Source organism: Streptomyces sp. MJM8645 (assembly GCF_001625365.1).
Lineage (GTDB): Bacteria > Actinomycetota > Actinomycetes > Streptomycetales > Streptomycetaceae > Kitasatospora.
Genome location: NZ_LJJF01000001.1, coordinates 5,637,030 through 5,661,484, shown reverse-complemented (window position 1 = coordinate 5,661,484; position 24,455 = coordinate 5,637,030). Strand labels below are relative to the sequence as shown.

Genomic DNA, 24,455 nt, shown 5'->3' with positions numbered 1-24,455 from the left:
CCGGAAAACAGGCTTTTAAGCCTCAGCGGAAACACGCACTCCAGCGCGTCCCGGCCTTCGCCGGGTGTTTTCCGGCATGCCGAACAGATGACACCCGATGGTTGGGGGTGCCATCTGTTCGGCGGAACTCGCCGGAATTCGGCGGGGGTTCGGCAGTGGCTGAGCCTGACCGGCAGGGCCGGCTCAGCCACCGTCCAGCAGGTAGTCGTGCAGCAGGGAGATGACCCGGGCCCGCTGCGCGGTCAGGTAGAAGTGCCCGCCGGGCAGCACGTGGAACGCGAACTCCTTGCCGGCCAGCGCCTCCCAGCCGCGGGCCCGCTCGACGCTCACCGTGACGTCGGAGTCCCCGGTGAGCACCACGACCCCGCAGTCCACCGGGCGCAGCGCGGTGGGCCGGTAGGAGTCGATCAGCAGGTAGTCGTTGCGCAGGATCGGCAGCACCATCTCCCGGATGTCCGGGTCGTCGAAGATCGACATCTGGGTCCCGCCGTGGCCCGCGACCGTGGCGAGGAGCTCGTCGTCGCCGCGGGGCAGGGCCGGCGCCCGCCCGGCCGGTCCGTCGCCGGAGCCGGCCGGCGCCTGCGGCGGCGGGTAGCCGGAAAGCACCAGCCGGGCCACCGGCAGGCCCTGCGCGTGCAGGGACTGCACGGTCTCGTACGCGAGCAGCGCGCCCATGCTGTGGCCGAAGACGACCGTCTCGACGCCGGGGCGGTCGGTCTCCAGCAGCGCCTGCGTCAGCTGGGCCACCAGGCTCGCGGCGTCCTGGACGAAGGGGTCCTCGATCCGCTCCTCCCGCCCCGGGTACTGGACGAGCTGGAGTTCGACGGCCGCCGAGAGGTGGTTGGCCCAGGGCCGGTAGAAGCCCGCGCTGCCGCCGGCGTGCGGCAGGCAGACCAGCCGCCGGGTCGCCTCCGGGCGCGGCCGGGGGATCACCAGCCAGGGTTGGTCGTCGTTCAAACGGTCACTTCCTTCCGTCGGCCCCGCGGGGCCGTGTCCGTACCGGCCCGGCCGGTCATCCGCAGGCCCGGACGATCTCGCGCAGGGCCTCGTGCATGCGCTGGAGCAGGGCGGTGGCCGCCGCCTCGTCGAACCGGCCGCCCGCGTACACGCAGGACAGCTCCATCCGGCCGCCCTCGACCGCGGCGGCGACGTCCAGCTCGTAGGTGCGGGTCTCGCCCGGCTCGTGGTCGCCGCCGCCGTGGTCCAGGTGGCGCAGGATCAGCCGGTCCCCCTCGGGCAGCTGGTTGTCCCACTGGCCGAGGTAGTTGAAGCCGATCCGGGCCTTGGGCGCGGGGACCAGCAGGTCCTCCCGGGCCTCGGCGGCCGCCGCCAGCCGCAGGACGCCGTGGCCGATGCCGCGGCGCGGGACGGCCCGCAGCCGGCGCTTGGCCACCCGGACGGCGGCGGTCGGCGCCAGCTCCGCGGGCACGTCGAGCAGCACCGGGTAGATCGTGGTGAACCAGCCGACGGTGCGGGACAGGTCGACGCCGTCCAGGATCTCCTCGCGGCCGTGCCCCTCCAGGTCGATCACGGTGCCGCCGTCGCCGGCGTGGCCCTGGGCGGCGAGCGCCTGGGCGAGGGCGGTCAGCAGCACCTCGTGGACCTGCGCGCGCAGCACGCCGGGCACCCGGCGCAGCAGCGCCTCCGTCTCGTCCCCGGTCAGGGTGTGCCGCGCGGTGCGGCGGTCGCCGAACCGGCCGGTGTCCAGGGGCTCCCCGGCGGGCTCGGGCAGCGACCGCCAGTGCGCCAGCTCGTCGTCGAAGCCGCCGGTCAGGGCGTGCTCGCGCAGTCGGCGGGACCACTGGCCGAAGGAGGTGGAACGCGCGGCGGGCCGGGCGGGCCGGCCGGCCGCCAGGTCGGCGTAGGCGGAGCGCAGGTCGTCGAGCAGGATGCGCCAGGAGACGCCGTCGACCACCAGGTGGTGCGCGGTGAGGAACAGCCGGGCCGGGCGGTCCGGCCCCAGGTCGGCCAGGACCGCGCGCAGCAGCGGCCCGTCGGCCAGCCGCAGGCCGCTCTGGGCCTGCCGGAACGCCTCGGTGGCGCGCTCCTCGGCGTCCGGCGCCCCGGCGAGGTCGAGCCGCTGGAAGTCCCAGCAGCCGTCGGCCTCGGCCGCCACCTCCTGGGACCAGGCGCCCTCGGCGTCGCGGGTGTAGCGGGCGCGCAGCATGTCGTGCTGCCCGACCAGCGCGGCCAGGGCGGCGCGCAGGGCCTCGGTGTCGGCGCCCGGGACGAGCTCGAACAGCAGCGACTGGTTGAAGTGGCCCGGGTTGACGGTGTGGTGCTCGAAGAACCACTGCTGCACGGCGGTCAGCGGCACGGGCCCGGTGGCGTACGGGTCCTCCTCGGCCGGCCCGCTCTCCCCCGTCCCGGCGGCCTTGGCGAGCGCGGCGACGGTCTTGTGCTGGAAGAGGTCCCGGGCGGTGAAGTGCAGGCCCTCCTGGCGGGCCCGGGCGACCACCTGGGTGGAGAGGATGGAGTCGCCGCCGAGCAGGAAGAAGTCGTCCTCGGCGCCCACGTCCTCGATGCCCAGCACCGAGCGGAACACCTCGGCCAGCGCCGTCTCCACCGGGCCCTTCGGCGGGGTGGAGACCCTGGTCAGGGCCTCCCGGGCGTCCGGCAGGGCGTCCCGGTCGACCTTGCCGTTGGTGGTGAGCGGCATCGCGTCCATCGGGATCAGCGCGGCCGGCACCATGAAGGCGGGCAGTTCCTCGGTCAGGGCCTCGCGGACCTCGCGGACCGCCTCGCCCCGGTCGCGGCCGGGCGCGGCGACCAGGTAGCCGACGAGCTGCTTGCCGCGGTCGCTCTCGCGGACCACCACGGCGGCCTGGTCGACCGCGGGGTGGCGCTGCATGGCCGACTCGATCTCGCCGGGCTCGACCCGGAAGCCGCGGATCTTGACCTGGTCGTCGGCCCGGCCGCGGAAGTCGATCCGCCCGTCGGGCAGCCAGGCGCCGAGGTCGCCGGTGCGGTAGAGCCGGGCCCCGGCGTCGTCCGCGAAGGGGTGCGGGACGAACCGCTGCTCGGTCAGCTCCGGGCGGCCCAGGTAGCCCTGGGCGACGCCGCGGCCGCCGAGGTGGATCTCGCCGGTGACGGCGGGCGGCACCGGGTTGCCGTGCGGGTCCAGCAGGTAGACCTCGGTGTTGGGCAGCGGCCGGCCGATCGACAGCCGGCTGCCGGCCTCCTCGTCCTGGACCTCGAACATGGTGGCGCCGACGGTGTTCTCGGTCGGGCCGTAGCCGTTGATGAAGCGGTGCACCCGCGACCACTTGCGGGCCAGGCCGACCGGGCAGCGGTCGCCGACGGCGAGCACCACCGAGCCGGCGGGCAGCGCCTCGGGCTCGACCGCCGCGAGGGCCGCGGGCGGCAGCGCGAGGACGGTGGGCCGGCCTCCCGCCATGGCGCGCAGCTGCTCGCTGCCCAGCGCCTCGGACTCGTTCGCCGGGAGGGCGAGCGCCGCGCCGGAGACGAGGGCGAGGAAGGTCTCCCAGACCGCGCCGTCGAAGCTGGGCGAGGAGAGCTGGGTCACCGTGTTCTCGGGGCCGGTGCCGACGATCAGCCGGGAGGCGTTGACGACGTTGGTCAGGCCGCCGTGGCCCAGCAGCACGCCCTTGGGCGTCCCGGTGGAGCCGGAGGTGTAGACGATGTAGGCGAGCGCGTCCGGCCCCACCCGGTCTCCCTCGGGCACCGGTCCGGTGTGCGCGTCGAGCTGCGGGCGCAGGTCCTCCAGGATCAGCGGCTCGGCGGCGGACTCGCCCGCGTCGGCGGCCAGCGCGCGTTCGGTGAAGACGAACCGGGCGCCGGTCTCGGCCAGCATCAGCTCCCGGCGGGCGGCCGGGAAGCGCGGGTTCAGCGGCAGGAAGGCGGCGCCGGCCTTGAGCACCGCGAGGGTGGCGGCCACCTGGTCGGGGCCGCGCTCGCAGCACACGCCGACGACGTCGCCGGGGCGGGTGCCGCGGGAGCGCAGCAGCTCGGCCAACAGCCCGGCCCGGCGGTCGAGTTCGGCGTAGCTGAGGCGCTCGTCGCCGCGCACCACCGCGAGGCCGTCGGGGCGTTCGGCGGCCCGCTTGGCCACCAGCAGGTGCACCGGGTCCTGTTCGGGGAAGGCCACCGGGTTGCGGGCCCAGTCCACGGTGAGCCGGTTGTGCTGCTTCGGGTCGAGCAGGTCGAGCCGGCCCAGCTCCTGGTCGGGGTCGGCGGCGATCGAGCCGAGCAGGGTGGTCAGGTGGCCGGCGAAGCGGCGCACCGTGGCCTCGTCGTACAGGTCGGTGCTGTACTCCAGGGCGGACCAGAGGCTGCCGTCGGGGCGCTCCTCGAAGGCCACCACGAGGTCGAAGCCGGTGCTCGCCTGCGGCAGGGCGAGCTGCTCCATGGTCAGCCCGGGCAGGTCGAGGGTCGCCTCGGGGGCGTTCTGCAGGACGATGAGTACCTGGGCGAGCGGCATCCGGCTGGGGTCGCGCTCGGGCTGGACGGCGTCCACCACCCGTTCGAATGGGACCTCCGCGTGGTCGAAGCCGGCCAGCACGGTGTCGCGGACCTGGCCCAGGAAGTCCCGGAAGCCCAGGCCCGGCTCGATCCGGGCGCGCAGCACCAGGGTGTTGAGGAACAGGCCGACCAGGTCGGCGAGTTCGGGCTCGTCACGGCCGGCCACCGGGGTGCCGATCGCGACGTCCTCCTGCCGGGAGAGCCGGGCCAGCAGCAGCTGGGTGGCCGCGGTGAGCGTCATGAACAGCGTCGCCGCGGCGGACTCGGTGAGCTCGCGCAGCCCGGCGACGGTCTCCGCCGGGACGCTGAACTCGTGGAAGGCGCCCGCCCCGGTGGGCACGGCGGGGCGCTGCCGGTCGGTCGGCAGCTCCAGCACGGGGACGCCGTCGAGCTGCTCGCGCCAGTAGTCGAGCTGCTCGTCGAGCCGCCCGCCGGAGGCCCGCTCGCGCTGCCACACCGAGTAGTCCGCGTACTGCGGCCCCGTCGCGGGCAGGTCGGGTTCGCGCCCCTGGAGCGCGGCCGCGTAGTACTGGCCCAGCTCGCGGGTGACGATCGACAGCGACCAGCCGTCGTGCGCGATGTGGTGGATGCTCAGGACGAGCACGTGCTCGCGGTCGGAGAGCCGGACGAGGAGGGTCCGCAGCACCGGGCCGGTGCGCAGGTCGAAGGGCCGGCCGGCCTCCTCGCGGACCAGTCTCAGCAGTTCCTCCTCCCGCTCCTCGGGCGTCCCGCCGCCGGCCTCCACGACCGGCAGCGGGATGTCCACGCTCGGGTGCGGGACCTGCACCGGGACGCCGTCCACCTGGTCGTAGGTGGTGCGCAGCGCCTCGTGCCGGTCGACGACGGCGGCCAGCGCGCCCTGCAGCGCGGCGCGGTCGAGGTCGCCGCGCAGCCGCAGCGCGAAGGAGGAGTTGTAGCCGACCGACTCCGGGTCGAACTCGTACAGGAACCACATCCGCTGCTGGGCGAAGGACATCGGCAGCGGGCGGTCGCGGTCGGCGGGGCGCAGCGCGGTGCTCGCGGCGGCCTCGGGGGCGGGCGTCTCGGTGCCCGCCAGGCGGTCCCGCAGCAGGGCCCGCAGGTGCTCGGGCAGGGCCGCTATGCGGTCCTCGCGGGACGTGGACGTCTGGGTTTCACTCATGTCGGTTGCCCCTACTCCGCCGCCGGCGCCGACTGGCGCGCGGCCTCTCGCTCCAGTTCCTCCAACAGCGCGTCCTCGACGAGTCGCGCCACCCCCGCCACGGTGGGGTTCTCCAGGAGGCTGCGGAAGGCGATCCGGATGCCGAAGGTCTGCTTGATCCTGGTGATCGCCTGCACGCTGGTCAGGGACTGCCCGCCGAGGGCGAAGAAGCTGTCGTGCGCGCCGACCCGCTCCACGTGCAGGGTTTCGGACCAGATCCCGGCGATCAGCTTCTCGGTCTCGTCGCGCGGCTCCACCCACTCCTCGGCGGCCTCGACGGCCGTCTCGGCGGGGTCGGGCAGCGCGGCCCGGTCGATCTTGCCGTGCCGGGTGAGCGGGAAGGACTCCACCTCGGCGAAGGCGGCCGGCACCAGGTGGGCCGGGAGCCGCTCGGCGAGGTAGCCGGCGAGCTCGGCGGCGCCGGGGACGCCGCCCGCGGCCGGCCGCAGGTAGGCGACCAGGCGGGCGTGCTCGGCCTCGCCGCGGACCAGGACGACGGACTCGGCGACGCCCGGGTGGGCGTCCAGGGCCGCGGTGATCTCGCCCGGCTCGATCCGGTAGCCGCGCAGCTTGACCTGGTCGTCGAGCCGGCCGAGGAACTCCAGCCGGCCGTCGGACAGCCGGCGGACCCGGTCGCCGGTGCGGTACAGCCGCTCCTTGGGGTCGAACGGCGCGGCCAGGAAGGCCTGTTCGGTCAGGTCGGGGCGGCCCAGGTAGCCGCGGGCGAGGCCGTCGCCGGCCAGGTACAGCTCGCCGGGCGCGCCGACCGGGGCGAGGTTGCGCTCCGGGTCCAGGACGTAGGCCCGGACGTTCTGGACGGGCAGGCCGAGGACGGGCCGGGGGCTGTCGGCGACCCGGCAGACCAGCGCGTCCACGGTGGCCTCGGTGGGCCCGTAGAAGTTGTAGGCGATCAGGTCGGACTGGGCGCGCAGCCGGTCCCACTGGGCCTGGCCGATCGCCTCGCCGCCGAGCGCCGCGCCGCGCAGCGGGTGGCTGCCGGGGGCGAGTAGTCCGGCGTCGTCGAGCTGGCGGAACCAGGACGGGGTGGTCTGCAGGAAGTCGATCCGCTGCTCGGCGCGGTAGGCGACCAGGGCGTGCGCGTCGCGCCGCACCTCGTCGTCGACCAGGTGCAGTTCGTGGCCGGCGACCATCCACAGCACCGGGTTCCAGGAGGCGTCGAAGGACGCGGGCGCCAGGTGGGCGACCCGGACCTGCCGGTCGCCGCAGGCCTCGCGCAGCGGCTCGAAGACGGTCCGCAGGTGGCTGTCGAGCAGGTTCGCCAGGCTGCCGTGCTCGACCAGCACGCCCTTGGGCTTGCCGGTGGAGCCGGAGGTGTGGATGACGTAGGCGGCGTGCTCCGGGGCGAGGTCCGGGTCGGGGGCGGTGGCGGGCCGGGCCGCGATGGCGTCCCGCTCGCGCTCCGGGACGACCAGGGCGACGTCGGCGGGCAGCGCCAGCGTGGTGCTCGCGGCCTCGTCGGCGATCACCACCCGGGGCTTGACGTCCTCGACCAGCAGCCGCAGGCGCTCGGCCGGGGCGGCCGGGTCCAGCGGGGTGTAGACGCCGCCCGCCTTGAGCACCGCGAGCAGCGCGGTGATCAGGCCGGGGCCGCGCCGCAGGCAGACCGCGACCGGCACCTCGGGGCCGACGCCCCGGTCGGCGAGGTGGTGGGCGAGCCGGTTGGCCCGCTCGTCCAGCTCGGCGAAGGTGATCCGCTCGCCGCCGTGGACCAGGGCGACGGCCTGCGGGGTGGCGGCGGCCTGGCGGGCGAACCGCTCGGGCACCAGGGCGTCGGTGGTGAGCGCGGTGGCGGTCTCGTTGTGGCCGGTGAGCAGCCGCTCCCGGTGGGCGGGGGCCAGCGCGCGCAGCTCGGCGAGGGTGCGCTCGGGCTCGGCCGCGATCTCCTCCAGCAGGGCGCGCAGGTCGCCGGTGACGCGGTCGGCGGTGTCGGCGTCGAAGAGCCCGGGGTCGTAGGCGAGCCGGAAGGAGAGCTGCTCGCCGGCGAAGACCGCGAGCACCATGGCGTAGCTGGTGGGCTCCTGGGAGCGCACGTCGCGGATCCGGATGCCCTGGTCGGAGCCCAGCTCGCCGTCGAAGGGGTAGTTCTCGACGACCACGTAGCTGTCGAACAGGTCGACCCCGGCGGGCAGTCCGGTCCAGCCGCGGATCTGCGCCAGTGAGACGTACTCGTAGCTGCGGGCCTGGACCTGGTCGCGCTGGAGGTCGCCCAGCCAGTCGAGGACGGGCTGCTCGGGGCGGACCTCGACCCGCACCGGCAGGTTGTTGATGAACAGGCCGATCATCGACTCGACGTCGGGCAGGTCGGCGGGGCGGCCGGAGACGGCCGAGCCGAAGCAGACCTCCCGCTCCCCCGCGTAGCGCGAGAGCGTCAGCGCCCAGGCGCCCTGGGCGAGCGTGTTGGTGGTGAGCCGGTGGCGCCGGGCGACCTCGGCGAGCCGCTCGGTGACCTCGGGCTCCAACTGGAAGACGCTGGTCGCCTCGCTGCCCTGGCGGGCCGCCTCCTCGCCGGCCCGGTCGGCCGGCAGGGCGGTCGGGGCGGTGAAGCCGTCGAGCAGCTCGCGCCAGTAGCGCTCGGCGTCGGCCAGGTCCTGCTCGCCGAGCCAGGCGACGTAGTCGCGGAACGGGCGGCGGGCGGCCGGGCCGGGCCGGTCGTGGCCGGTGAGCCGGAGGTAGTCGTCGACCACCTCGGAGACCAGTTCGGCGCTGCTCCAGCCGTCCAGCAGCAGGTGGTGCGAGGTCCAGACGACCCGCAGGGCGCCGTCCGGCTCGTCGATCAGGGCCAGGCGCATCAGCGGCGCCACCGCCAGGTCGATGCCGCGGGTGCGGTCCTCGGCGAGGTAGGCGGCGAACCGCTGCTCGCGCTCGGCCGCCGGCAGGGCGCTCCAGTCCAGCCGCTCGACGGGCACGGTGACGTGCTCGCGGACCACCTGGAGCGGCTGGTCGGTGTCGACCCGGGCGAAGCCGGTGCGCAGCATCGGGGTCCGGTCGGCGAGGCGCTGCCAGGCCTCGGCGAAGGCGTCCGCGTCCACGCCGCCCTCCAGCAGGAAGGACAGCTGGCCGAGGTAGACGCCCTCGCCCTCCTCGGTGAGGCTGTGGAACAGCAGGCCGTGCTGCATCGGCGTGGCCGGGTAGAGGTCGGCGATCCGGCCCAGGGCGGTCAGTTCGTCAAGCAGCGGCTGGTCGACCCGGGCGAGCGGGAAGTCCGAGGGGGTGGCCCCGGAGGCGGCGGCGCCGGCCTCGCGGCAGTGCGCGACGATCCCGCGCAGGGCCTCGACCAGCTGGTCGCCGACCCGCTGGACGGTCTCGGTGGTGTGGGTCGCGGTGGAGTGGAACAGCTCGAAGCCGAGCTTGCCGTCGCGCACGTACGCCACGATGTCGAGCGGGTACTCCAGCAGTTCCCCGGGCGCCTGCTCGGTGCCGTAGCCGAGCCGCACGTCGTGCAGCAGGCCGCCGTCGTGGCCGTCGACGACCCGGCCGAGGTAGTTGAAGCCGACCTGGGCGCGGGGGCCTTCGGCGAGCAGCTCGCCGGGCGCCCCGGCCGGGCTGAGGTGGCGCAGCGCGCCGTAGCCGATGCCGCGCTGGGGGACGGCCCGCAGCTGCTCCTTGACGGAGCGGAGCCGGGCGCCCCAGTCGGCGCCGTCGGCGGTGTCCAGGGCGACCGGGAAGGAGGTGGTGAACCAGCCGGTGGTGCGGCTCAGGTCGACGTCGTCGAAGATCTCCTCGCGGCCGTGGCCCTCCAGGTCCACCAGGACGGCGGAGCGGCCGGTCCAGTCGGCGAGCACCCGGGCGAGCGCGGTCAGCAGGACGTCGTTGACCTGGGTGCGGTAGACCGCGGGGACCTCGCGCAGCAGCGCGTCGGTGCTCTCCGCGTCCAGGCCGACCCGGACGGCGGCGGCGGTGGCGACGGTCGGGGTGCCGGTGAGGTCGGCGGGCAGCGGCTCGCCGCCGGCGCGGCCGGCCGCGAACCAGTGGTCCAGCTCCTCGTCGAAGCCGCCGACCGCGGTGTGCTCGGAGAGCCGGCGGGACCAGTCGAGGAAGGAGGTGCCGCGCGAGCCGAGGTCGACCGGCCGGCCCTCGGCGGCCTGCCGGTAGGCCGTCTCCAGGTCGCCGAGCAGGGTCTGCCAGGAGACCGCGTCGACCACCAGGTGGTGGGCGGTGAGGAAGAGCCGGGCGCCGGCGGTGCCGCCGAGGTCGGCCAGCACGGCCCGCACCAGCGGGCCCTCGGCCAGGTCGAAGCCGGACTGGGCGGCGGTCGCGGCGGCCAGCAGCGCGCCCTCCGGGTCGGCCTCCAGGGTGAGGTCCAGCCGCTCCAGCGGCCAGCCGTCGCCGGGGGCGGCGATCTCCTGCTGCCAGCGGCCGTAGACGGTGCGGAAGCGGGTGCGCAGGGCGTCGTGGTGGGTGAGGAGCGCGTCGAGCGCGGTGCGCAGGTGCGCCTCGTCGGGGAGTTCGCGCAGCTCGGCCAGCACGGACATGGTGCTGTGCTGGGGGGCCTCGGTGTGGTGTTGGAAGAAGGCGCGCTGGATCGGGGTCAGCGGCGCCCTTCCGGTGACGGGTTCGGTGTTCACGCCGGCCGGCTCCTCGGGTTCGTGGGTCGAGATCGCGGCGGCGATCCCGGCGATGGTCTGGTGGCTGAAGATGTCCTGCGAGCTGAGGCGCAGTCCCAACTGCCGCGCCCGGGAGACGACCTGGATGCTCAGGATCGAGTCACCGCCCAGGTCGAAGAAGTTGTCGTCGACGCCGACCTCGGGCACCCGGAAGACCTCCGCCCAGAGCCCGGCGAGCGCCTGCTCGGCGGGGTTGCGGGGGGCCGTCCTGGTGGTGGCCGGGCGGTCGTCGGCGGCCGCGGCCGGCAGCGCCCGCCGGTCCACCTTGCCGTTGGCGTTCAGCGGCAGCCGGTCGAGCCGGACGAAGGCCTGCGGCACCATGTGGCGGGGCAGCGAGCCCTCCAGGTAGCGGCGCAGCTCGGCGCTCTCCGGTGCGGTGCCGGGCCGGGGCACGACGTACCCGGTCAGGACGGCGCCCGGCTCGGAGCGCAGCGCCGCGACGGCCTCCAGGACGTCGGGGTGGCGGCGCAGGACGGCCTCGATCTCGGCGAGTTCCACCCGGAACCCGCGGATCTTGACCTGGTCGTCGCCGCGGCCGAGGAACTCGACGTCGCCGGTGGGCAGGAAGCGGGCCTGGTCGCCGGTGCGGTAGAGCCGGCCGTCGGGGTGGGGCGTGAACGGGTCGGCGGAGAAGCGCTCCTCGGTGAGGTCGGGGCGGCCCAGGTAGCCCCGGGTGACGCCGCTGCCGCCGAGGAAGAGCTCGCCGACGACGCCGACCGGCAGCGGCTCCAGGTCCGCGTCCAGGACGTACATCCGGGTGCCCGGGATGGGCCGGCCGATCGGCACGGACGCGACGTCCGGCAGGCTCTGCGGGGTGACGGTGAAGTACGAGGACTCGACGGTGGCCTCGGTGACGCCGTAGGAGTTGAGCACGACGGTGCCGGGGGCGACGCTCTTCAGCAGCCGTCGGCAGTCGTCGGTGCGCCAGTTGTCCGAGCCGACGGCCAGGTAGCGCAGCGGCGGGAAGGCCCGGCCGGTGCGGGCGGCCTCGTCGGCCAGCGCGTTGGCCAGCGAGGGCACCGTCTCGACGTGGGTGACGCGCTGGCGCTCCATCAGGTCGAGCAGGCGCACCGGGTCGGTGGTGGCGTCCTTCGGGCAGAGCACCAGGGCGCCGCCGGTGGTCAGCGCGTGCGTCAGGTCGGAGACGAAGACGTCGAAGGCCATGCTGGCGAGGTTGAGCTGGCGGACGGGGCCGCGGTCGAGCCGGTAGGCCTCGCGCCAGGCCGCGGCGGCCCGGGCGACGCTGCGGTGCTCGACCGTGACGCCCTTGGGCTTGCCGGTGGAGCCGGAGGTGTAGATGACGTAGGCGAGGTTGTCCGGGGTCACCTCGGTGCTGGGCGCCTCGGCGGGCCAGCTGTCGATCTCCTCGCGGTCGGCGTCCAGGCAGAGCACGGTCGCGTCGCACAGCGGGAGCCGCTCGGCGAGGTCCCGCTGGGTGACGAGCATCGCGGCGGCGCTGTCGTCCAGCACCAGGCGCAGCCGCTCGGCGGGGTGGGTGGGGTCCAGCGGCAGGTAGGCGGCGCCGGCCTTGAGGACGCCGAGGGCGGCGACGACGGTGTCCGGGCCGCGGTCCAGGCAGATCGCGACGACGGTCTCCGGGCCGATGCCCTGGCCGACGAGGTGCTGGGCGAGCCGGTTGGCCCGGGCCTCCAGTTCCGCGTAGGTCAGCACGGTCTCCTCGAAGACCACCGCCTCGGCGTCCGGGGTCTGCTGCGCCTGCTCGGCGATCAGCTCGTGCAGGCAGGCGTCGGCGCCCGGGGTGCCGGTGTCGTTCCACTCGTACAGGACGCGGTCGCGGGCGCGCAGCGACAGCATCGGGACGTCGCCGACCCGCTGGCCGGGGGCGGTGGGCATGCTGCCGAGCAGGACGGCGAGCTGGTCGGCGAGCACCTCGGCCTGGGCGCGGTCGTAGAGCGCCGGGTCGTAGGAGAGCAGCAGGGTCAGCGAGCCGTCGTCGTCGTAGGCGGTGAGGTCCAGCGTGAAGCTGGTGGTGTCGACGGCGCGGACGTCGCTGAGGCGCAGTCCGTGGCGTTCGGCGGCGGCCCCGTTGCCCGGGTAGTTCTCGAACACCACCAGGGTCTGGAACAGCGCGCTGCCGCGCGGGACCTTGCTGCTGCGCTGGATCTCGGCGATCGAGGAGTACTCGAAGCGCCGGGATTCGGCCTGCTCGGCCTGGAGGGCCGCCAGCCACTCCACCAGCGGGGCGTCCTGGTCGACCTCGGTGCGCAGCGGCAGGGTGTTGAGCAGGTTGCCGACCATGGTGTCGGCGCCGGGCAGCTCGGTCGGGCGGCCGGCCACGGTGGTGCCGAAGCAGACGTCGCGCTGCCCGGAGTGGCGGGCCAGCAGGATCGCCCAGGCGCCCTGGACGGCGGTGTTGAGGGTGAGCCGGTGGCGGCGGACCATCGCGACCAGCGCGTCGGTCTCGGCGCCGGACAGGCCCACCCGGACCTGCCCGGCGGACTGGGACTCGTGGCCCTGGGGCACCGAGCGGCCGAAGGGCAGCTGGGTCGGCGCGTCCAGGTCGCCCAGCAGGGCGCTCCAGTGGGCGGCGGCCGCGGCCTTGTCCTGCCGGGCCAGCCAGGCGACGTAGTCGCGGAAGGGCCGGCGCTCGGGCAGGGCCGGGGCCTTGCCCCTGCCGTCGGTGAGCGCCTGGTAGGCGGCGAAGAGGTCGGCGAACAGGTGCGAGGTGCTCCAGCCGTCCAGGACGGCGTGGTGGAAGGTCCACACGACGCGGACGGTCCGCTCGTCCTCGCGGGCGAGGGCGAGGCGCATCAGCGGCGCCCGGGACAGCTCGATCCCGGTGGCGCGCTCCTCGTCGATCAGCGCCTTGAGCCGGCGGTCCAGTTCGGCGGCGGGCAGGCCGGTCCAGTCGAGGTGGCGCACCGTCAGCCGGGCGGAGCGCTCGACCACCTGGACGGGCTCGGGGACGCCGTCCCAGACCAGCCGGGTGCGCAGCGCGGGGGTGCGGTCGACCACCTGCTGCCAGGCGGCGGCCAGCGCGTCGACGTCGCGGACGCCCTCCAGCCGGAAGGCGACGTGGTCGGAGTAGGCGCCGACGCCGTCCTGGTTGAGGGTGTGGAAGAGCATCCCGCTCTGCATCGGGGTCAGCGGGTGGATGTCCTCGACGGCGGAGCCGGCCGGCACCAGCCGGTCGACGGTCGCCTGGTCGAGGGTGAGCAGCGGGAAGTCGCCGGGGGTGGCGCCGCCGGCGCCGGGGGTCAGGCAGTGCTCGACGAGTTCGGTCAGGGCCGCCGCGAAGTCGTCGGCGAGCCGCTGCACGGTGGCCTGGTCGTGGCGCTGCGGCGCGTAGTGGAAGTCGAAGGTCAGCACGCCGTGCCGGACCTCGCCGACGATGTCCAGCAGGTGCGGCCGCTCCTCGTCCGGGTGGTGGTCCAGGCCGTAGTCGGGTTCGACGGCGCGGAACAGCTCGCTCCCGGCCGCGGCGTCGCTCCACTGGCCGAGGTAGTTGAAGCTGACCTGGGGCTGCGGCGCCGCGGCCAGGGCGGCGGCCTGCGGCTGGTCGCCGCGCAGGTAGCGCAGCGGGCCGTAGCCGGCGCCGCGGCCGGGCACGGCGCGCAGCAGTTCCTTGGTGTCGCGGATGAGCCGGCCGAGCGGGCGGTCGGCCGGGGACTCCAGCAGCACCGGGAAGATCGAGGTGAACCAGCCGACCGTCCGGGAGACGTCGGTGCCGTCGAGGATCTCCTCGCGGCCGTGGCCCTCCAGGGTGATCAGGGTGCGGGCCCGGCCGGTGAAGCGGGCGAGCGCGCGGCCGAGGGCGGTCAGCAGGACGTCGTTGACCTGGGTGCGGTAGACGGCGGGCACGTCCTGGAGCAGTTGCCGGGTGCGCTCGGCGTCGAGGCCGGCCGAGACGGCGCGGGTGTCGCCGACGCTGTTGCGGCCCTCCCGGTCGGTGGGCAGGTCGGCGGAGCCGGCCGGCACCGGGCGGGCCCAGTGCGCCAGTTCGTCGTCCAGGCCGCCGTCCTGGGTGAAGGCGGCGAGGCGGCGCGCCCAGCCGCGGTACGAGGTGCCGGCCGGGCCGAGGTCGACGTCCTCGCCGCGGACGGCCTGCCGGTAGGCGCTCTCCAGGTCCTCCAGGAGGATCCGCCAGGAGACGCCGTCCACGGCCAGGTGGTGCACGGTGAGCAGCAGCCGCGCGGGCTCGCCGGCGCCGTGGTCGAACAGCAGGGTGCGCACCAGCGGCCCCTCAGCCGGGTCGAGCGAGGCCTGCGCGGCCTCGGCGAGGGTGCGCATGGCGGCGGCGCGCTCGCCGGGGGCGGCCTGGTCGAGGGTGATCCGCTCGATCCGGGCCTCGGCCGGCACGGCGTCGGCGTCCGGCGCGGTGACGGTCTGGACCCGCCGGCCGTCGGGGCCGGTGGCGAAGCGGGTGCGCAGGGCCTCGTGCCGGCGGACGAGGCCGGCCAGGGCGCGGGCCAGCGCGGGTTCGTCGACCGCGCCGTCCAGGGTGATCAGCACGGACTGGTTGAAGTGGTGGGCGCCGCGGGTGTGGTGGGCGAAGAACCACTCCTGGACGGGGCCGAGCGGGGCCGGCTCGTGGTCGTCGGCGTCGACCTGGACGACCGGGGCCTGCTCCACCGGGCGGGCGGCGCGGGCGAGGTCGGCGAGCGACTGCCGGGAGAAGATGTCCTTCGAGGTGATGACGAGGCCGGCCCGGCGGGCCCGGGCGACCACCTGGATGCTCAGGATGGAGTCGCCGCCGAGTTCGAAGAAGTTGTCGTCGGCGCCGACCTTGCCGATGCCGAGCACCTCCGACCAGACCTCGGCGAGAGCCTGCTCGGCCGGGTCCTCGGGGGCCCGGTAGTCCTCCCGCTCCAGGGGGGCGTCCGGCGCCGGCAGGGCCCGGACGTCGACCTTGCCGTTGGGGGTGAGCGGGAAGGCGTCGAGGGTGGCGAAGGCGGTCGGGACGCTGTAGGAGGGCAGCCGCTGCTCGGCGAAGGCGCGCAGGTCCAGCGGCGCGATGACGGCGCCGGGCTCGGCGCGCAGGTAGCCGACCAGCCGCTTGTGGTCGCCGTCCGCGAGGGCGACCACCAGGGCCTCGGCCACCGCGGGGTGGGCCTCCAGGACGGCTTCGACCTCGCCGGGCTCGATCCGGTAGCCGCGGACCTTGACCTGGGTGTCGGCGCGGCCGAGGTACTCGACCAGGCCGTCGGCCCAGCGCACCACGTCCCCGGTGCGGTACATCCGCTCGCCGGGCTCCGCCGCGAACGGCGAGGGCTGGAAGCGCTCCTCGGTCAGCTCCGGGCGGCCCAGGTAGCCGCGGGCGACGCCGGGGCCGGCGATCCAGAGCTCGCCGGGCACGCCGGGCGGGACGGGGCGGCGGCGCTCGTCGAGGACGTACACCGCCGTGTTGGAGATCGGGCGGCCGATCGGGATGGCGCGCACGCCGTCGGTCTCGCGGATCAGGTGGGAGACGGCGAAGGTGGTGGTCTCGGTCGGGCCGTAGCCGTTGACCAGCCGCTGCGGCGGGGCGCCGCCGGCCAGCAGTTCGGCGATCCGGCGCGGGTTGAGCGCCTCGCCGCCGACCAGCAGGTGGCGCATGCCGCCGAAGGCGGTGGGCTCCAGGCCGACGACCTGGTTGAAGACGCCGGCGGTGAGGAACATCGCGGTGGCGCCGGTCGAGCGCAGTGCGGCGGCGAAGGCCGGCGGGTCGAGCAGGACGTCCTTGGTGATGACGGCGATCCGCGCCCCGGCCACCAGCGGGCCCCAGAACTCGAAGGTCGCCGCGTCGAAGGTGGCGTCGGCGACCTGCGCCACCACGTCGTCGGCCGCCAGCGGGGCGTAGTCGGCGCCGCGGACCAGCCGGACGATGGAGCGGTGCTCGACCACGACGCCCTTGGGCCGGCCGGTGGAGCCGGAGGTGTAGATGACGTAGGCGGCGCTCTCGGGCCCCGCGTCGGTGGCCGGCGGCCCGGCCGGGAGGGCGGCCAGCTCGGCGGTGCGCTCGGCGGGCAGCAGGGCCGGGACGGCCAGGTCGGGCAGCCGTTCGAGCAGCTCCCGGTCGGTGACGCAGAGCGCGGCCCCGGTGTCCGCGAGCATGAACTCCAGCCGGTCGGCCGGGTAGTCCGGGTCCAGCGGCACGTAGGTGCAGCCGGCCTTGAGCACGGCCAGCAGGGCGACGACCAGGCCGGTGCCGCGGGGCAGGCAGACCGCGACGTGCTGGCCGGGGCGGGCGCCGTGGTCGAGCAGCAGCCGGGCCAACCGGTCGGCCTGCTCGTCGAGTTGACGGTAGGTCAGCTCGCCTTCGGCGGCGGTGACGGCGATGGCGTCGGGGGTGGCCGCGGCCTGCTCGGCGACCAGCGAGTGGACGGTCCGGTCGGCCGGGTAGGGCACCCGGTTCTCGGCCCAGTCGCGGGTGACGGTGTCGAGTTCGGCGGCGGTGAGCAGCGGCAGGTCGCCGACCGGGCGGTCGGCGTCGGCGGCGACGCCCGCCAGCAGGAGCAGCAGCCGGGTGCAGAGCGCGTCGACGGTCGAGGCGTCGAACAGGTCGGTGTTGTACTCGACCGTCCCGCCCAGCGTGCCGTCGGCGGCCGGGGTGAACTCCAGCGTCAGGTCGAAGATGGAGGACACCGAGGGCGCGCGGAACTCCTCGACGGCCGGGCCGCCGAAGTCGGGCAGGGCGCCGGGGTCGTTCTGGAGCACGAGGGCGGCCTGCACCAGCGGGGTGCGGCTCGGGTCGCGCTCGGGCTGGATCTCGTCCACCAGCCGGTGGAAGGGGACGTCCTGGTTGCTGAGGGCGTCCCAGAGCTGGTCGGTGGTGCGCTCCAGCAGGTCGCCGAAGGCCTCGTCCAGGTCGATCCGGCCGTGCAGGACCAGGGTGTTGACGAAGAAGCCGACCAGCGGCTCCAGTTCGGTGCGGTCGCGGCCGACCGACACGGTGCCCAGGCCCACGGTGCGCTGGCCGGTGTGCCGGGCCAGCAGCACCTGGGTGGCGGCGGCGAGCACGGCGAAGAGCGTGGTGCCGCGTTCGGCGCCGAGCGTTTCGAGGCCGGCGGCGACCTCGGCGTCGACCTGGAAGGTGTGCAGGGCGCCGACGGTGGTGCGCACCGCCGGGCGGGGCCGGTCGGTGGGCAGCTCCAGCGGCTGGATGTCCGCCAACTCGTCGCGCCAGTAGTCCAGTTGCCCGGCCAGGCGGTCTTCGGTGCAGCGCTCGCGCTGCCAGCGGGAGTAGTCGCGGTAGCTGACCGGCAGCGGGGCGAGGGTGTGCGGGCGGCCCTCGACGGCGGCCCGGTAGAGCTCGCCGAGCTCGCCGGTCAGCAGGCCCTTGGACCAGCCGTCGGCGGCGATGTGGTGCAGGTTGAGGAAGAGCGCGTGGTCGTCCGGGCCGTGCCGCACGACCGTGGAGCGCAGCAGCGGGCCGCTGGCGAGGTCGAAGGGGGTGGCGAGTTCGCGGCGCAGCAGCGCGGCGAACTCGGCCTCCCGCTCGTCGGCGCCCAGCGCGCCCAGGTCCACCGGCTCGGTGTCCGGTGCGTAGGCGGGCCGGACCTCCTGGCGGGCCACGCCGTCCTCGGTGGTGAAGACGGTGCGCAGCGGCTCGTGCCGCTCGACCAGGCCGGTCAGCGCGGTGCGCAGCGCGGCCAGGTCGAGGCGGCCGCGCAGCCGGAGGCCGAAGGAGGTGGTGTACTCGACCGCGTCGGTCTCGAACTCCTGGAGGAACCAGAGCCGTTCCTGGCCGAAGGAGAGCGGGGCCGGGCCGTCGCCGCCGGGCCGGATCGCGTCGCGGTCGCCGCCGCCGGCGCCGGCGGCTGCCAGTCGCTGCCGCAGGATCTCGTCGGCGTCCTGGCCCTCGCTGTGTCGCTGGTCTGTCATCGGTTGCTCCCCCGCGCGCCACCGCGCGTCGTCGTCCGGTCCGCCGGTGTCCGGCGCACGTCTTCGAGTACTTGCTTGCGGACCTGGTCCGCGAGGGCCGCCACGGTGCGGGCGGCGAACACGTGCCGGGCCGAGACCCCGACGCCGAACACCTCCCGGATCCGGGCGGTGACCTGGAGGGTGAGCACCGAGTTGGCGCCGTGGTCGAAGACGTTGTCCTCGGCCCCCACGACGGGCACACCCAGCACCTCGGCCCAGATCCCGGCCAGCGCCGCCTCGGTCTCGTCCCGGGGCGCGGTGGGCTCGGCGGCCGGCCGCTGCTCCTCCGGCTCCGGCAGGGCCCGCCGGTCGATCTTGCCGCTCGTGGTCATCGGGAACGCGTCCAGGACGATGACGACCGGCGGGACCATGTAGCCGGGCAGCCGCTCGGCGAGCCGGTCCCGGATCTTCTCCGGGTCGGCGGCGCCGTCCGCGGGCACCACGTAGCCGGTCAGCACGGTCTGCCCGGACGGCTTGGTCCGGGCGACCACCGCGGTCTGCTCGACGCTCTCGTCGTCGAGCAGCGCGGTCTCGATCTCGCCCAGCTCGATCCGGTAGCCGCGCACCTTGACCTGGTTGTCGATCCGCCCGAGGAATTCGAGCGTGCCGTCGGGCAGCCAGCGGACCAGGTCGCCGGTGCGGTAGAGCCTCGCGCCGGCGGTCGCGGCGAGGTGGTCCGGGACGAACCGCTCCTCGGTGAGCTCCGGGCGGCCCAGGTAGCCGCGGGCCACCCCGGCGCCGCCGACGTACAGTTCGCCGGGCACGCCCACCGGGACGGGCTCGCGGTGCTCGTCGAGCACGTAGCCGGTGGTGTTGGCGATGGGCCGGCCGATCGAGGGCAGCCGCCCGACCGGGGCGTCCTCCTCCGCCTCCAGCACCGTGCCGGTGGTGAGCACGGTGGTCTCGGTCGGGCCGTACAGGTTGGACAGCGCCATCGCGGAGCCGCGCGGCAGCCGGCGGCGCACCACGTCGGCGCCGGTGAGGATGTGGCGCACCCGGCCCTGGTGGAGCGCGGGCTGGTCGAGCAGGCCCTCCAGGCGCGGGGCCGGGATGAGGATGAGGGTGATCCCCTGCTCGACGATCCAGCCGGCGAGCAGGTGCGGGTCCTCCAGGACACGGTCGGAGGCGAACCGGATCTCCACGCCGCAGGCGAGGGCGCCCCACTGCTCCAGCACCGTCGGATCGAAGCCGGGCGGCACCATCTGGGTGGCCCGGTCGCCGGGCCCGGCGTCGAAGAAGTCCCGGTACCAGTCGCACAGGTTGACCACGCCGCGGTGCTCGATCAGCACGCCCTTGGCCTTGCCGGTGGAGCCCGAGGTGTAGATCACGTACGCGAGGTCGGACGGGCCGACGGCGACCTCGGGCGGCCCGTCGTGCGTGCCGGGCCCGGTGTCCTCGACGTACAGCACCTCGACGCCTTCCGGCGCCTCGGGCCCGGGCAGGTCGCGCTGGGTGAGGAGCACCGGCACCCCGGCGTCCTGGAGCACGTAGACCGTCCGGTCGTCGGGCAGTTCGGGGTCGAGCGGCAGGTAGGCGGCGCCGGCCTTGAGCACGGCGAGCTGGGCGATCGTCATCTCGGCGGCGCGCCGGGTCCGGACGCCGACGACGCTGCCCGGGCCGACGCCGCGGTCGGCCAGCCGGTGGGCCAGCGCGTCCGTCAGCGCGTCGAGTTCGGCGAAGGTCAGGCTGCGGTCCTCGGTGGTGACGGCCGCGGCGTCCGGGGTGCGCCGGGCCTGGTCGGCGACCAGGCCGTGGATGGTCGCCGTGTGGAACCGGGCGCCGGTCGCGGTGGCGTTCCAGCCGGTGGTGACCAGCCGGCGTTCCTGCTCGTCCATCAGCGGCAGCTCGTCGACGAGCCGGTCCGGGTCGGCCGCCGCCATGCCCTCCAGCAGCACGGTGAGGTGGCGGGCGGTCCGGGCGACGGTCTCCGGGTCGAAGAGCGCCGTGCTGTACTCGACCAGGCCGCCGAGCCGCCCGTCGCGCTCCTCGAACTCGAAGCCGATGTCGAACAGCGCGTGCATCCGCGGCAGGGCGCTCTCCTCGACCCGCAGGCCGTCGGGGCCGGGCAGCGCGTCCTGGGCCCGCTTGAGCATCAGCGCGGCCTGGATCAGCGGGGTGCGGCTGGGGTCGCGGTCCGGCTTGAGCTCGTCGATCAGCCGGTCGTACGGCAGGTGCTGGTGGGTGAAGGCCTCCAGCACGCCCTGCCGGACGTCGGCCAGGAAGGCGCCGACGGTCGTGTCGGGGGTGGTCCGGGAGCGCAGCACCAGCGTGTTGACGAAGAAGCCGAGCACGTCCTCCAGTTCGCTGTGCTCGCGGCCGGAGACGATGGTGCCGACGGCGATGTCGCGCTGGCGCGCGTACCGGGACAGCAGCAGCTGGACGCCCGCCGTGAGGACGGTGAACAGGGTGACGCCCTCCCGGCGGCAGAGCCGGGTGAGGGCGGCCACCAGCTCGGGGCTCAGCTCGAAGGGGTGGCCGGCGCCCCGGGTGGCGCGGGTGGCGGGCCTGGGCCGGTCGGTCGGCAGCTCCAGCGGCACCACGCCGTCCAGCCGGCGCTTCCAGTAGGCGAGGTCGGCGGCCTCCCGGGCGCCCCGCTCGCCGTGCTGGTGCACCGCGAAGTCGGCGTACTGCAAAGGCAGTTCACTCAGCGCGGCGGGCCGTCCGGTGGCCTCCTGGCCGAGCAGGGCGACGAGCTCGCGGGCCATCACCTCCTTGGACCAGCCGTCGGTGACGACGTGGTGCATGTCGAGGACGAGCAGGTGCTCGGCGTCGGCCAGCCGGATCAGCCAGGGGCGCAGCAGCGGGCCGCCGCGCAGGTCGAAGGAGCGGCTCAGCTCGGTGCGCAGCAGCTGGTCGAGGTCGTCGACGCGCCCCTCGGCCGCGAGGTCGGTGAAGCGCACCGGCCGGTGGCCGGGGGCGTGGACGACCTGCACGCCCTGGCCGCCCTCGGTGGCGAAGGTGGTGCGCAGCGCCTCGTGCCGGGCCACCAGGGCGTCGACGGCGCGCCCGAGGGCGTCCCGGTCGAGCGGCCCGGTCAGCCGCAGGCCGAGCGGCGAGTTGTACTCGGTGCCCTGGGACTCGTAGTCGTACAGGAACCAGAGCCGCTGCTGGCCGTAGGAGAGCGGCAGCGGCCGGTCGCGGCCGACCGGCACCAGTCCGGCCCGGCGGGCGGGCTCGCTGCCCAGCCGGCCGGCCAGCCCGGCGACGGTGGGCGACTCGAACAGGGTGCGGATCGGCACCTCGACGTCCAGCACCGAGCGGATGCGCCCGATCAGCCGGGTGGCGAGCAGGGAGTGGCCGCCGAGGTCGAAGAAGCTGTCCTCGACACCGATCGAGGCGACGCCGAGCACCTCGCAGAACAGGTCGCAGAGCTGCTCCTCGCGGGCGCTGCGCGGCCCGTGCCCGCTGCCGGCGGCGACGGTGCCCGGGTCCGGGAGCGCGGCCCGGTCGGTCTTGCCGTTGGGGGTCAGCGGGATCTCGGGGATCGGCACCACCACGGCCGGGACCATGTAGCCGGGCAGCGTGGCGGCGGCGTGCGCGCGCAGTTCGGCCGGGTCGGCGCCGCCCTCGCCGGCCGGCACCACGTAGGAGACCAGCCGGGTGTCGCCGGCCCCGTACTCGCGGGCGACGGTGACGGCGCGGGCCACCGCGGGGTGCCGCTCCAGGACGGCGTCGATCTCGCCGGGCTCGATCCGGAAGCCGCGGACCTTCAGCTGGAAGTCGGCGCGGCCGACGTACTCCAGGTTGCCGTCGGCGGCCCAGCGGACGATGTCGCCGGTGCGGTACATGCGCTCGCCCTCGGCGCCGTACGGGTCGGGCAGGAAGCGGTCCCGGGTGAGGTCCTCGCGGTGCAGGTAGCCGGTGCCGACGCCGTCCCCGGCGATGTACAGCTCGCCGGCGGCGCCGATCGGCACCAGGCGCAGCGCCTCGTCGAGGACCCGGACCCGGGTGTTGCCGATCGGCCGGCCGATGGTCGGCGCGCCGGGGCGGTCGTCCAGGCGGGCGGCGGTGGACCAGATGGTGGTCTCGGTGGGCCCGTACAGGTTGGTGACCTCGCTGCCGAGCGCGCGCATCCGCTCGGCGAGGGCGGCCGGCAGGGCCTCCCCGCCGACCAGCATCCGCAGGCCGCGCAGCGCCTGCGGGACTTCGTCGCACAGGGCCTGCCAGAGGCTGGGGGTGGCTTGCATGATCGTGGTGCCGGTGCGGCCGACCAGGGCGCCCAGCCCGGCGGGGTCGGTGACGGTCGCGCGGTCGGCGAGGACCACGGTGGCGCCGCCGACCAGCGGCAGGTAGAGCTCCAGGGCGGCGATGTCGAAGGCGATCGTGGTGACGGAGGTCCAGACGTCCTCGGCGGCGAGCGGGAAGAGGTCGGCCATCGAGACCAGGAAGTTGGTCAGCGCGTGGCGGCTGATGACGACGCCCTTGGGGCGGCCGGTGGAGCCGGAGGTGTAGATGACGTAGGCCGGGTCGGCGGCGGTCGCGGCGGGGCCCTGCGGCCCGGCGGGCTCCGTCGCCAGCCTGGCGCGCACCTCCTCGTCGTCCAGCAGCAGCCGGTGGGCGGCGGTGGCGGGCAGCCGTCCGGCCGTCGCGCTGTCGGTGACCAGCGCCGAGGGGGCGGCGTGGTCGAGGATGTAGCCGATCCGGTCGGCCGGGTAGTCGGGGTCGAGCGGCACGTAGGCGGCGCCGGTGCGGGCCACCGCGAGCAGGGCGACGACGAGGTCGGCGGAGCGCGGCAGCGCCAGGGCGACGAGCCGGCCCGGGGCGGCGCCGTGGCGGCGCAGCTCGCCGGCCAGCCGCTCGGCCCGGTCGTCGAGTTCGGCGTAGCTGAGCACGGTGTCGCCGGCGATCAGGGCGGTCCGCGCGGGCTGGGCGGCGGCCCGGGCCCGGAACAGTGCGGAGACGTCGGCGTCGGGCACCGGCCGGTCGGTGGCGTTCCACGCGGTCAGCAGGGCGTGCCGCTCGGCCGGGTCCAGCACCTCGTAGCCGTCCGGGTCGGCGTCCGGCGCGGCGACGGCGGCGGCCAGCAGGCGCGGCAGCGCGTCGGTGAGCCGCCGCACGGTCGCCGGGTCGAACAGCTCGGTGCTGAAGGTCGCGGCCAGCCGCAGCCCGGAGCCGTCGGGCGCGCTGCGAAAGCGCAGCTGGAGGTCGAACGGGGAGTGCTGGCGGGGAAGTTGGGCCACCTGGGCGTCGAGCGCGCCGAAGCGGAGGCGGGCGGGCAGGTCCTCGGCGAGGTCGAAGGCCACCTGGGCCAGCGGGTGGCGGTTGAGCGCGCGCTCGGGCCGCAGCTCGCCGACCACGGTCTCGAACGGGACGCCACCGTGGCGCCGGGCCGTGTCGGCGACCGCCGCGCAGTCGCCGACCAGCTCGCGGAAGGAGGCGCCGGGGCGGCGGACGACCCGCAGCACCACCGGGTTGGCCAGCGGACCGACCACGGCGGCGCGCCGGGCGTCGTCGCGGCCGGGCAGGCTGCCGACCAGCGGGACGTCGGCGCCGGCGCCGAAGCGGCCCAGCAGCGCCACGACGGCGGCGTGCAGCACCGCCTCGACGCCGGCGCCGCAGTCGGCGGCCAGGTCGGCGAGGGCCGCCGCCAGCGGGACGTCCAGCTCGCTGCGGTACTCGTCGGCGGCGTAGCGGGTGACGGCCGGGCGCGGCCGGTCGACGGGCAGGTCGAGCTGCGCCGGCGCGCCGTCCAAGGCCGCGCGCCAGTGGGCGAGTTCGGCCGCGGCGTGCTCGGTGGGCCGCTCGGGGGCGCCGTTCAGCTCCCGGTCGGCGGCGGCCGCCGCGGCGTACTGCGGGGCGGGCTCGGACGCGCCGGGGGCGGCCGGGGCGGTGGCCGCCGCGTACGCCCGGGCCAGGTCGTCGACGATCACGGCGAGCGAGCGCTCGTCGGCCGCGATCTCGTGCACCGTCAGGACCAGCACGTGGGCGTCCGGACCGGTGGCCAGCAGCCGGGCCCGCAGCGGGGGCTCCCGGGTGAGGTCCAGGCCCTGGCCGGCCGCCCGGGTCAGCGCCTCGTCGAGCTCGTCGGGGGCGACCGGCTCGGGCCGCAGCCCGGCGAACGCCCCGCCGTCGGGGGCGGGTTCGGGGCGGCAGCGACCCTCGGCCTCGCGGTGCACGGTGCCCAGCAGCGGGTGCCGCCGGACCAGGGCGTCCAGCGCGGCACGCAGCTGCTCCGGACCCAGGCCGCCGGCCAGCCGCAGCGCCACCGTGTGGGTGTGGCCGGCGGCGCCCTCCTGGAAGCGGTTCAGGAACCACAGGCGCTGCTGCGCCGGCGACAGGACACTGTCGTTGGTGATCGTCACGTT

The 24,455-nt window shown here is 75.6% G+C and carries 4 protein-coding genes; all 4 read right to left on the bottom strand.

The window, feature by feature from the left end:
* Positions 1-183: 183 nt before the first annotated feature.
* From A6F73_RS24210 to A6F73_RS24195, 4 genes are read right to left on the bottom strand one after another with little or no spacing between them, the layout of a single operon-like run.
* Positions 184-957 carry an alpha/beta fold hydrolase gene (locus A6F73_RS24210; RefSeq protein WP_079135957.1) on the bottom strand — a complete coding sequence of 258 codons (774 nt, stop codon included), beginning with the start codon at positions 955-957 and terminating at the stop codon, positions 184-186.
* 55 nt (positions 958-1,012) lie between these two features.
* Positions 1,013-5,623, bottom strand: a complete 4,611-nt coding sequence (locus A6F73_RS24205) for a non-ribosomal peptide synthetase (RefSeq protein ID WP_063349713.1) — start codon at positions 5,621-5,623, stop codon at positions 1,013-1,015.
* A gap of 11 nt (positions 5,624-5,634) precedes the next feature.
* Positions 5,635-18,111, bottom strand: coding sequence for a non-ribosomal peptide synthetase (locus tag A6F73_RS24200; RefSeq protein ID WP_063349712.1), 12,477 nt, complete (start codon positions 18,109-18,111; stop codon positions 5,635-5,637).
* The gene (locus tag A6F73_RS24195) at positions 18,108-24,452 is read right to left on the bottom strand and encodes a non-ribosomal peptide synthetase (RefSeq protein WP_063349711.1); all 6,345 of its coding nucleotides are present in this window, start codon (positions 24,450-24,452) and stop codon (positions 18,108-18,110) included. Before A6F73_RS24195 ends, A6F73_RS24200 begins: the two co-directional genes overlap by 4 nt.
* Positions 24,453-24,455: the final 3 nt, after the last annotated feature.

Bases quoted from the DNA above. Each gene is read 5' to 3' on its own strand.
- A6F73_RS24200 (WP_063349712.1), bottom strand. From the start codon at position 18,111: ATGACAGACCAGCGACACAGCGAGGGCCAGGACGCCGACGAGATCCTG.
- A6F73_RS24205 (WP_063349713.1), bottom strand. From the start codon at position 5,623: ATGAGTGAAACCCAGACGTCCACGTCCCGCGAGGACCGCATAGCGGCC.